The organism is Bacillus sp. V3B, from assembly GCF_024494465.1.
Lineage (GTDB): Bacteria > Bacillota > Bacilli > Bacillales > Cytobacillaceae > Bacillus_BD.
Genome location: NZ_JAETXM010000004.1, coordinates 58,065 through 69,159, shown reverse-complemented (window position 1 = coordinate 69,159; position 11,095 = coordinate 58,065). Strand labels below are relative to the sequence as shown.

The 11,095-nt window shown below is 36.5% G+C and carries 9 protein-coding genes; 1 reads left to right on the top strand and 8 read right to left on the bottom strand.

Going from position 1 to position 11,095, the window contains the following annotated elements; translation table 11 throughout:
* Window positions 1-13: 13 nt before the first annotated feature.
* Genes brxC through JMM81_RS07400 form a run of 3 tightly spaced genes read right to left on the bottom strand, consistent with a single transcriptional unit; the run spans window position 14 to window position 4,756 of the window.
* Window positions 14-3,592, bottom strand: a complete 3,579-nt coding sequence (gene brxC / locus JMM81_RS07410; protein WP_256240922.1) for a BREX system P-loop protein BrxC — start codon at window positions 3,590-3,592, stop codon at window positions 14-16.
* Between the two features lie 13 nt (window positions 3,593-3,605).
* On the bottom strand, window positions 3,606-4,151 hold the full coding sequence (locus JMM81_RS07405) for a BREX protein BrxB domain-containing protein (RefSeq protein ID WP_256240921.1): 546 nt from the start codon (window positions 4,149-4,151) through the stop codon (window positions 3,606-3,608).
* An 11-nt stretch (window positions 4,152-4,162) separates the two neighbouring features.
* Entirely contained in the window at window positions 4,163-4,756 is a 594-nt protein-coding gene (locus JMM81_RS07400; RefSeq protein ID WP_256240920.1) for a DUF1819 family protein, read from the bottom strand.
* Window positions 4,757-4,966: 210 nt separating this feature from the next.
* Between JMM81_RS07400 and JMM81_RS07395 the strand changes: the two genes are divergently transcribed.
* On the top strand, window positions 4,967-5,740 hold the full coding sequence (locus JMM81_RS07395; protein ID WP_256240919.1) for an HpcH/HpaI aldolase family protein: 774 nt from the start codon (window positions 4,967-4,969) through the stop codon (window positions 5,738-5,740).
* A 144-nt stretch (window positions 5,741-5,884) separates the two neighbouring features.
* On the opposite strand, the gene JMM81_RS07390 is transcribed toward JMM81_RS07395, so the two are convergent.
* The 5 genes from JMM81_RS07390 to JMM81_RS07370 form a co-directional block, all read right to left on the bottom strand.
* Window positions 5,885-6,199, bottom strand: a complete 315-nt coding sequence (locus JMM81_RS07390; protein WP_256240918.1) for a hypothetical protein — start codon at window positions 6,197-6,199, stop codon at window positions 5,885-5,887.
* A 259-nt stretch (window positions 6,200-6,458) separates the two neighbouring features.
* Complete coding sequence (locus JMM81_RS07385; RefSeq protein WP_256240917.1) at window positions 6,459-7,469, bottom strand: hypothetical protein; 1,011 nt, start codon at window positions 7,467-7,469, stop codon at window positions 6,459-6,461.
* Window positions 7,466-7,792, bottom strand: coding sequence for a hypothetical protein (locus tag JMM81_RS07380; protein WP_256240916.1), 327 nt, complete (start codon window positions 7,790-7,792; stop codon window positions 7,466-7,468). Before JMM81_RS07380 ends, JMM81_RS07385 begins: the two co-directional genes overlap by 4 nt.
* Window positions 7,782-8,681, bottom strand: coding sequence for a hypothetical protein (locus JMM81_RS07375; protein WP_256240915.1), 900 nt, complete (start codon window positions 8,679-8,681; stop codon window positions 7,782-7,784). The genes JMM81_RS07380 and JMM81_RS07375 overlap by 11 nt, the downstream gene beginning before the upstream one ends.
* Entirely contained in the window at window positions 8,674-11,082 is a 2,409-nt protein-coding gene (locus JMM81_RS07370; protein WP_256240914.1) for a dynamin family protein, read from the bottom strand. The genes JMM81_RS07375 and JMM81_RS07370 overlap by 8 nt, the downstream gene beginning before the upstream one ends.
* Window positions 11,083-11,095 lie beyond the last annotated feature (13 nt).

The following is an 11,095-nucleotide window of genomic DNA, read 5'->3' as shown; positions in this document are numbered from 1 at the left end:
GACCCGCTTTTGTTTAGTCGATTTTCAATGTGTGGTCTTTTAGTTCTTTTAGTAAAGCAAAACGTAATTGATTTAGAGCAACATCTAAATCTTGTTGAGTTTCAATTTTATCCCGACCATTGAAGAATAAACGATGTAAATCATTTGCCTTAATCACTTTACTCTTCTTCTCTCTCACTACCACAGGTGGATCATCAGAATCTAGGTCAATAATAACGGGTGGCTTTCTTAATTCTTCTTCCAACTCTTTTGCTCTTTTTTCCATACGTGTAGCATGTTCATTTAATTGTTGTAATAGAGCACGTATGGTTACGATACTCATTTCCGTTTCAATTCGCGATTTAATCTGTTTAATAGATTCGTATTCTGTCTCGATATAATCCACAATGGACGGCATGTTTTGATAATAATCTTTCAGTTCATTTAGTTTCGTATCAAGCTGTTGTACTTGCACTTGAATTGCTTGTCTCTGCTCGTTCACTTCTTCTTTGATGTTGTCTTCTAGTTTTTCCGTTAATTGTGGTAGCCTAGGAATATCACGGTACGGTTCAAAACCTGTCAAAATGTCTGTCATTTGCTTTTTTATCAACTGTACATCTGAATTTTGAATAAGAGCCAAATCTCTTTGGTATTTTTCTAGTATTTCAACCGTTTCATCAAATACTACAATCTGTGTTTTATTATAGAACCCTGCCAGTTTATCTAAAACTTCTAACCATTCATCAATGTCATCTTGCATATTGATAAATTCTGTCACCATTTGTTCTGCATCCCGAATTTGTAGAAGCTTTTGCAGTCCCATTGAAAGTGTATTAATTTCTCTTTCTCCTGGATATGGATAGTGGTGAGAACGTGCGTTACGACGTTTTGAACGAATTTCATCAAGCGGTAACTGGAAACGTTCCTTCAGCTCCGTCTCAATGACATTTGCAAATTCTTGGTACGTGTCTCCTGCATCAGAACGACCAAAGAACTCCCGTATAAGAGAAATAAACTCTTTGCGTATTTTCGGATCTACTTCAATTTCCGGTACAACACGTATTTTATCCCGCTCAGATACCTTTGATAATCGATCATAAAATTGCGGATGCGTTGGCGTAAATCGATCTTCTCCTACATGAAGATTCACCTTTCCATCATTCATAAGTGCCAATAATATTCCAATGACATCATATTCACTCCACCCATATGGAACAGTATGATATTTCTCAATAACCGCTTTTACTGATGGTTTTTCATGCATTCGGACAACATCTTCAAGGTATTCTTTTAGCTCTTCAAAAGCTTTGCGATTACCCGTCATTTGTAACAAGTCATTATCTATTCCTTGTTCAGCAAGACGCTTCCATTCTTCTTTATGGTTTTTAAACGCGATTGGAGTATCGATATAATCCAAATATTTATAGGTGTTTGAAATTAACATATCAAAGGCACTGTTTATTTGATTCTCAAAAGATCCTTTAAATGTACGTTCTTGACCTTGTATAAAGAAACGAGCTTTGCCACAAGCTTTTTTCAGTAATTCTTCCGCTTTTTGTTCAAATTCATCAACAGCAGCGAGCTTTGCATCATAAATACGGTTCTGTGCTTGCGTTGTACTATTGTTACGCTTGAAATTGACATAACGCTGGACTTGCTCGGAATACTTAATCGCATCCTCCGCTTCAGCAACAAGTTCTTCATCAAGACAAATGACTAACTGTCCAGAATTTGCTTTTAGAGCTGCTTCCATATCAGACATGAAGACTGAAAAAATCTGCATTGTTAATGGATGAGTCATATTACTTTTATTATAATTATCAAAACGCTTGTTATAATCAAATGGAGGTGTATCTTTTTTATAATCATATTTGGCTTTTGGATACATTTTTGTGAAAAATAGATCCCCTAGCTGTTCTTTTACCTTCGCTGGATTTACTTCAACACTTCTAATTTCTTTGTTAATCTCTTGTTCTTCATCAGACAAGAAAGAATAAGTTCCATCTGCATGTTTCTCAATGAACATTGCTTGTTCTAAACGGTTTAATGATTCTTTAATAGGGGTATCATTTTGATCGTCATGTATCGTTTCTAATAATAGCGTTGCAATGTTATTGGATGTTGCTTTAATTTCATCAATCCCTTTAATGAGGTACAGAACTTTTAATACAGCAATATCTTCTGTTTTAATCGCTTCATTATTACGTGCTCGATCTTCAGCGCGGCTAATGGTTCTTGTAATCGATGTCTCTAAAAAGTTTCGAATCGATGGGAAAAATTCTGCTAATGTCACTAGATTTCCGACTTGTTCTTCTGCATTCATCTTCGCCGCTTCTTGGAACGCTTTTAGCAAGGATCGTTCACCGTGTGCTAAACTTGTACCACCTTCACCATGAATCCTAATTTTATTAAAGACCTTTTGCAGCAAGTCTACTTGGTACGGAATAAATGGATAAAGAGAGGCAAACTCTTCTGCCGTGCGATATCCAGAACGAAGCTGTGTCGTATTTTGGTCAAAAGATAAGCGGTTTCGTACGAGTTGTTCAATCGGCTCATATGTCGTTTTCAATGTTTTTTCCGCTGGTTCTGTTTTCTCAAGGATACGGCGCTTGATGACTTCATCTGTATTGGCACTAGATAAATTGATGCGAGTAGCGAAGCGACCTTGAATTTTGGAGAAGTCATTCGTGCTATGAATATTTGCTACTGCTTTTATTTTTTCTTGTGATGTAACAATGATCCATGCTTGCCCTTTTGTAGCGCCACCTACATCTTCCACTACTGTCTGTAAATTAAGCATTAAATTGACATCTGTTCCGATGTATTGGCCTACTTCATCGACTAAAAAGATAAGACGGTACTCTGGACCACGATTGCGACAATAGTCAGCGATTAACTTAGAGAGCTGTTCTGAATTCATACTGAAATTGTTTTTGCTAATTTCAAAAAAGCTATTTGCCGTTTCTTCGTCATAACCTGTTTCTACAAGTGCTTGAACAATCTTCTTCCGACGTATAACGGCCTTTAATCGGAACTCTTCCCAGTTTGTATGAAAAAGGTGTTGTATCGTCTCTTTGAATGGTTCGTATTTTCTTTCTTCATCTAATTGTCGTTCCATATCAGCCAGCCATAACGTATCAGAATAACCTAAGTGGCGATTAAAGACACGAAGAAATACTTCAACAACACGCTCTTTATTAGCAGAACCCGATGAACTCATCGAATCAATATTAAAAAGAAGAGCATCTGAGTCTTTGCCATCTACTTCTTGCATCATCGATCGTAATTGTTGATTATTTGTTTTTTCTATAAAATACTCATACGGCTTTCTGCCATCAATTTCTTTTCCATCAAGTAAGTAAGATAAGATTTTTAAGAAGTGAGATTTACCGGAACCAAAAAAACCAGAGAGCCATACCCCGACATCCTTTGTTGGATTTTTGTATACGGCCGTATAGTTTTCATAGAACTTCTGAAAATACTCGGTTACCTCCTCTGTCATCACATACTCTTCAAGTTCATTTTTGATGGTATCATGATCAAGCTGACCGGCTTGGACAACGCCGTTGATGTTTCGAAATATATCTTTTTTAAAGATCTCTTTCACATGCATTTAGACTTCCCCTTTATGAAATTCTAGATAATTGGTACTGATCTTCATTATGTAAAATGCCAAATAATCTAAGTTCTAAGCCAGTAAAATGACCAGGATAAAACAAAACAATGGGTTTTCGAAAAGCGTGATTAGATAATTTTTTGAGTAATTGACTCGAACGTAAGAGTGGATGAGCATTACCTACTCCTGTAATAAATACAAGCTCTGCTTCGCCTGCTTGATCTACAAAGGTTTCCACAACGACGTCTTGATCTTCTAGTACCGTTTGCAAGGCATGGACTAACTCCTCGTAGCCCTCTTCCTCACTGATCTCAATTAGTTCCTCTAAGTCCTCTTCAAAGAGACTTAATAAGAATTGAAACAAATGAATTTCTTTAATAGCTATGGATGTTCGTTTCGAGACTCCTTCTAAATAAGTCCGAACGATCAACTCATCCTCTGCAGGATAATCAAACACGTAATGGGGAATTTCACTACCTATTCCGGTAGGCGTTGTAAATCCCTCCTCATTTATTCTTCTTTCCATTTGTTTCAAGCGTTCGTATGTTTGACTCAATTCTGTCTCACCTACCTTAATTCACTTAATAATTGAAGCAATGGATCATTTTCTGAAGCATACGCTTTTAATTTACTGCTCATATGTAAAGGGGTTATTTCGTATGCATCAGAACCTTTTGCCTGAAGTAACCCGCTTTCTCTAAAAAACAGTAAAATGGAACTGCGTAATCTTTCTTTCGTTTCAGACCGCCACCCGGCTACTTTTACTGATTCTCCTTCTTTGCGTTCAAGGAAAAACTCAATATCTATGTTTTGAATAGTCGACTTATTATGACGGTACTTATATAAAATGACCTCATTCAAAAATTCATATGGTAATCGATAACATTTTAAAAAACTGTATAGGAGCAATGCTTTTTGGTCTAAACGAGAACCATGAATAAAAAGTTTTGTTAGTTCCGGACTAAATGTTTCTGAACGGCGATAAACTTTTTGGAATCTTTTTTTGATGCTTGCCTCACTTCTCAATTGAAATAAATTATTTTCCAATATTTTTGTAAGTATTTCATGACGAGTTAATCCTTCCACCTTTAATGAAAGAACGATACTTATTTCAGTTTGAAACCATCCTTCACTTGTAAACCCCGATGAGTATTCCATCATTTACTATCATTCACCCCTTGCTAGGATGCCTATTCACATTAAAAGCACAGTGTTACAGTTACTTTTTCTCAATTTATATTATATCAAATGAAAAAGAAGTTCACTTTGAAATGGTGAAAATCGTCAAGGATTGGATGAACAATTGGAAATAACTCAATAAAGCTTTATACTATTATTAGATACATATTTTCTATAGTAGGGGTGACTACCATGAGAAAAAATAATGTAAAAGAAAAATTGGATCAGAAAAAAGAGGTCTTTGGAACATGGATTATGACCAATAGTTTGGATAACGCGGAAATTCTTGCTCACACAGGGACAGATTTTATCATGATTGACGCTGAACATGGTTCAATGGATATTGAAACAGCCGGAAGAATGGTGTCTATTATTAGAGGTACACAAGCAGAACCCCTCATTAGGGTTGCTGAAAATGAAGTATCCATCATCAAAAGAGGACTCGATACTGGAGCTACCGGTGTGATGATTCCAATGGTTAACACAAAGGAGGAGGCCGATCAGGCAGTTCAGTCTTGTAAATATCCACCTGTTGGCGTTCGTGGTATTGGGGCTGGTAGAGCAGTCTTATTTGGAGCTGACGCAGAAGAATTCGAGGATTATTATGAAAAGGCGAACGATGAAGTATTGGTCATTGTTCAAATCGAACATTATACCGCAGTCGAAAACATTGAGGAAATTCTCTCAGTTCCTAATATTGACATTGCTTTTGTAGGTCCTTATGATTTAAGCACGTCCATGGGGCTTCAAGGGCAACTGGATCATCCAGAAGTTCAAAAGAGCTATCAAAAGGTGATAGATGCTTGTGAGAAACACAATGTGATACCGGGTATAATGACTTGGGCAGAGGGAATGGAGCAACATCTAAATATGGGGTTCAAATTTCTCTTAGGTGGTATTGACGGTGCGATCCTTTATAACGGAGTAAAGCAATTGGTCAACGAATTTAAGAGTTTCAAAAAATAAAATCTTGATCACATGAATGGTTACTGATAAAGTTTATTGAAATTGACGCCGAATGGGAAGCGGATACATTACCATGCTTCCCTTAAATGGATGTTCTACTATCCACATACCACCATTCTCGCTATTAGTTGCTTCATTGTTTCTTTAATTTCTTCTATATCCCTTTTTCGAAAGTACTTCTAACCTAACCCTCTCGTCTTCTGTTATCCTTAATTCATCGACAAAAAATGAAATAATCTCTTGCTGTTCTTCTTTTCTATTTTGAGTGATAGCAGCTAAGTAATGTTTTTGAAGTTTCGTTTTTAAATGATCAAGAATTTCTTTTAATATATCCGAACGAATATTAAGAGAACTGGTAAATATTTCATCTTCTTTCTCCTCTGGAATTTCCAGTGAACGACAAAAACGAGTAAATGCTTTTATTTCTTCTTCCTTTAAAGTGTCATTTGCATGAAGCACAAGAGAAACACCTATAAAATAAAATAGACAATGGGATTGGGATTCTGGAAAAAAAGGTTATCAACAAACAGAAGTAATACCCATTGGTTAGGGAGAGAAACTATATTTTATAAAATATAAAAAAGCAAGGCAGATCATCTTTATCTAACTGATCCTCCTGCTTTTTTATAATAAAATAGGTTCTAAATCCTTCGAAAAAACACATCTACTTAGGGTACACTTCACGGCAACCGTTTTATTGATGAAAAAACAGCAAGAGTTACCCCCTAACTTTCAGTCGATCAAATTGTGTTGCTAATTGCTGTTGGACTTCTAAGGCCTTTTCTCTTTCATAATGTTTGGAGTCGGCTAACTGGTCGACCATTTCGGATAGTTGTGCAACTAAGTTCTTCAGTGTTTCTGTTCGTTCAAGGATATCTTGTTCTGTATTGTCTCGGTATTCCCTGATATCTTCTGAAGCACGCTTTACATTGATTTGGTAACTAATTATATTTTCATTAAAATCTTCATACTGTTGTTTTAATCCTTGTGCATATTCTGTATATTTATCATAGAAATCGGCTTGTGTATCGTGCCCATTTTCTATCTCGTCTATTACATGTTTGATTAGCTGTTCTGACTTACTTTCAAGGTCGTTTATGGAATCAGTTAACTTCCTAGACTCTAGTAATAGACTGTCATGAAAGTCGATAGCCGCATTGTTTCCCTGTTTAATAATTGAAACCATATCATGTGATACTTGCTCGTTGGACTTTGTGATCGTACCATTGATATCATTCAGTTGCTTTTCTATTACGACTTTCAATGATTTCATCTCTTCCAAAACATCCCTTGATTTTTGGTCAAGCAAACCATACATTTTACTATGATTTCTATCGACTGTAACTTGGATTTCTTTTATGCTCTCATTTATGATGCCATCCAGTGTAACTTGAATCTCTTTCATGCCCCCATTTATAGAACGATTAACGTTTACAACAGAATCTGCTAATCCTTTGAGACTTGTATGATTTATATTATTAGAATTAATAACATCTGATAATAACTCTTTCTGTTGATTTGACATTGCCTTTAAAGTAGCGACAATCTCATTTTGTCCTATACTCATTCGTTTTTCTCTACAATAAATACCTGCCCCAACAAGAATACCTGCTCCGGCGACCATAATATAATTGGCCCATACCATGCTCTCAAAAAGTGGGGTAAACAAAATGCCGAAGCAAATCATTGCGATTGCAAATAAAACACTTTCTATAGAGTTCAAATTCATTCAGCCTCTTTCCTAACGATGTGAATCCAATCATCTATCGTTTTTTCAAAAATATTTAATACATGGACATCTCTCACTTGATTTTCTTTTATAAGTAATTTTTTTACATCCTGCCAGTCTGTTTTTTCCTTGGCAGTGGTTAACTCGGAAAAAAGCGGTTCAGACAATTGCGCTAAATATAATGTTTTTTCCACAATTGGCAAAGGACGAATCAACTCAAGCCATGCTTCTACATTTAATTTTAAGGTAGGTTGATGGATGTTCACATAGTTCATTAATTGTCTTTCTAAATAAATCCAATTTGCCTCAAGTTTAGTGAGCATTTGCATGACCCCTTTTTTGTAACCACCATTGAAAAAAATCTTCTACACGATTGACGTTCGCTTCTTCTGAAGGAATACTCCGAATATGATGATAGTAATCATTTACTTTTCTCACAAGTTGCGGCATAAATTCCTTAATAGCGACGCCATTTAATAACCAATATTCGTCTAGCATTTGCATGGCAGCTTGATCCATCGTTTGTCTCCATAATTGTTCTTTTTTCTGGGTATCTCCTTCTTTTAGTGCACGCTGTAGACCGAGTTTCAAGCCATGGGGCATGTTCGGACAACGATGGACCGACTTTTGTACCTGTCTAGAACCATCGAAATCATCTTTCAAGAACAGTCCATATGAAAAATCCAAATAGGATACCGACCAACTGACATGCCAAGTTGGATCTAATTTGTGCGCCCATCCAACAAGCCCTGCCACTTTATTCTTTTTTAATAAACTACGCATCCATATTTCAGGCTTACCTCGTGTCAAAATAATAAATCGGTCCAATTCATCCTGATAAAATCTAACCATATTTTGTGGGATATAACAGATTGTCAAATAATGTAGTAGTGGGTCCGGTCGTTTCCAGGTAAAACCATTTTCGTGTCTTTGTTCCTCTTCCCCATATATCAAAAAAACAAGATCATTTGGTTCTTTCATATATTGAAACGGACCCCTTGTTTGCCTAATTTCATCAAGAGTCCCTGTTACATACATCACTACCGATGCTGCACCTTCTGGTAGTATTGGTAGATTCCGCCTAGCTTGATCACCTGTCTGACCAAAGTCATACAGCTCTTCCCACAGAGAAAGAGTCGTATTCTTACTCTTTCTCTCTAGCTCTATACAGTTTGAAATCCATTCAATGACCGGTATTATTTCCTTAACCATATGTAATCCTCTGTTTCATCTTATGGCAGATGCTCAACTCTTGTTGCAGTTCAGCTAGACGTTCCGTAATTGTACCTTGATTTAACTTTGAATCAGCTTCAACGGATTCTATTTGCTGCATCAGTTTTGAAAATTCATTATGATAATAAGATGGAATCGTATTTTCCAACATGAGAGATACTTTATCTAACTCTAGTTTCACCCACATTTTGTATTTATCTTGTTCACTACTACTCAGTACATCTAATTGTTCATGTATGCTTTCTTCAAACTTGACCTTGTTTAATTGCTCTTGGTCATGTTTCATGGCTTGTTCTAGCTTTTTAAATTCTTCTTCTTTATTGCGCTCAATTTGTTCCATCTTTATTTCAATATTTCTTACAATGGTTACATTTGACTTTTGTTGTTCTTTCAGTTGATTCAACTCATTTTTCTTGAGTTGGAATTGACTTTTAATTTGCTGTTTTTTCATGAAAAATTTCTGGCGATGCTCGACATTTAATACCGTATCTATCTTTCTCGTACTATCAATAGCCTGGCCGATTGCCGTTGCCGCTGTTTCAACCGGACTAGCTAAATTTCCAATAACCTTCAATGATTCTAATCCTACTTTTTTTAAGGTTTCCTTTCCACCCTGTTTTAACGTTTCTTTCCCTGCTTGTTTTAAGGTTTCCTTGCCTACTTTTTTTACAGTCTGTTCTATTACCTCTTTACCGATAGCTTCTCCTGTTTCCTTTACTACCTGTTTTGTTAGTTGTTTAGTAGCCTGCTTCCCTGCTTCTTTTCCCACTTGTTTAGTCAGTTGTTTAGTTGCCTCTTTCCCTGTTTGTTTTGCTACTTCGGCTCCCGCTTTCCCAGCAACTTGAGCCCCAGCTGAAATCCCCGCTGTTGCAACGGCTAGAGCAATACTAACCCCTATATCACCTGCTACACCAATAAACTTTAAGATCTTTGTCGATTTATTCGGATCAAAGTTTTCATCGACAATATACTCTGGTACATATTCTTCACGCATCTGTTCTTCTAATTGAACCATTGCTTGTTGTAATTCCTCAATTTCTGTATCCAGAACATTTTCATTTGGATCGTTTAACACCTGTTCCAGTCGATTCTTCTTACTATCATATTGCTCCGCAAGTTCCTGCAACCTTTCTTGATATCTTTCCTGTAAATCTTCGAAGCTAGGCTCTTGGAATTCGATGTTCGCACCCGAACTCTCTAATTCTGATAGTTTGTAATGCTTTTTATCCATTATGGCTTCATCAATTTTCGCCTCAAACCGTTGATAGATTTTGTTTCTAGCCGTTAATAAGTTACTTTCAACGATCGTATTTAATGCTTCCGACTCATGCCTCTGTGCATATTTAGCAAGCAACTTTGGCTTAATTTGTTGCATTGTTTGACGTAACGTCGCTTCTATAAAACTACTAGTATCTGTTTGTACACCTGCGAGCATTTCATTTAAAATAGCTAATTCCTTACTCACATGACCATTCAGTTTCGTTTGTTCCACTTCAACTTTTCGCTTTTGATCCTGAAATGCTTGTCTATCCTGTGAGTTCGCAAGTTCTAACAGGTTGATTTCATGTTCAATTGAACGTGCATGCCTTGTGATTAATTCCTCGATTGCATGTGTGAAGCGTTGCTGCTTGAATTGCTTAATATTGGCTGTTACTTGCGGAATAAATTCATCTTGAAAAACAGATAAATTAAAGCCTGTTTTCGCAGATATAGCATAAACAGGAAATCCCTTTCCTAATTGGTCAGTTAACTCTTTTTCCACATTTAAGCGAACCTCTTCAATCGTTTGTCCTTGTCCCTCCTCAATTCGATCAACCTTATTTAAAATAAAATACAAGTTTGGCTGATAAATCATTAAATCCTTTAGATAAACAATATCCTCTGCAGTTAAACCTTGCCATGGCAAGACATATACAGCCACATCCGCATCAATAATTGCTTGCTTTGACGCCTCAACATGGGCAGTGAATTTTGTATTTCTTCCTGGTGTATCAATGAATTCAACTTGCTTTAACCATTCCGGTTCCAATAGTGCAATCGCAATTTTTTCAATTTCAGCGACATTTTCTCCAGCAACCAACGCATGCAAATTCTCTCTTGAAGTAGTCGTCACACGTCCGTCACTGTAAATTAATTCAATCTTGTCTTCATCCCCATAGGTAATTGAAGTAACAATAGCGGTCGTTTCATTCGTATGGGTTGGCAGTAACCCTTCTCGTCCAATCATTTTATTCAATAGTTCGGATTTCCCGACACTAAAGGAACCAAATAATCCAATGACAACCTGTTCTAATTCTGACTGTGCGATTAGTTTCTCTACAATCCCTTGCTCATCAGATGATAATTTTATTTTGTCTAAACTGACTCGTAATTCCTCCATGATCATTCCCCCA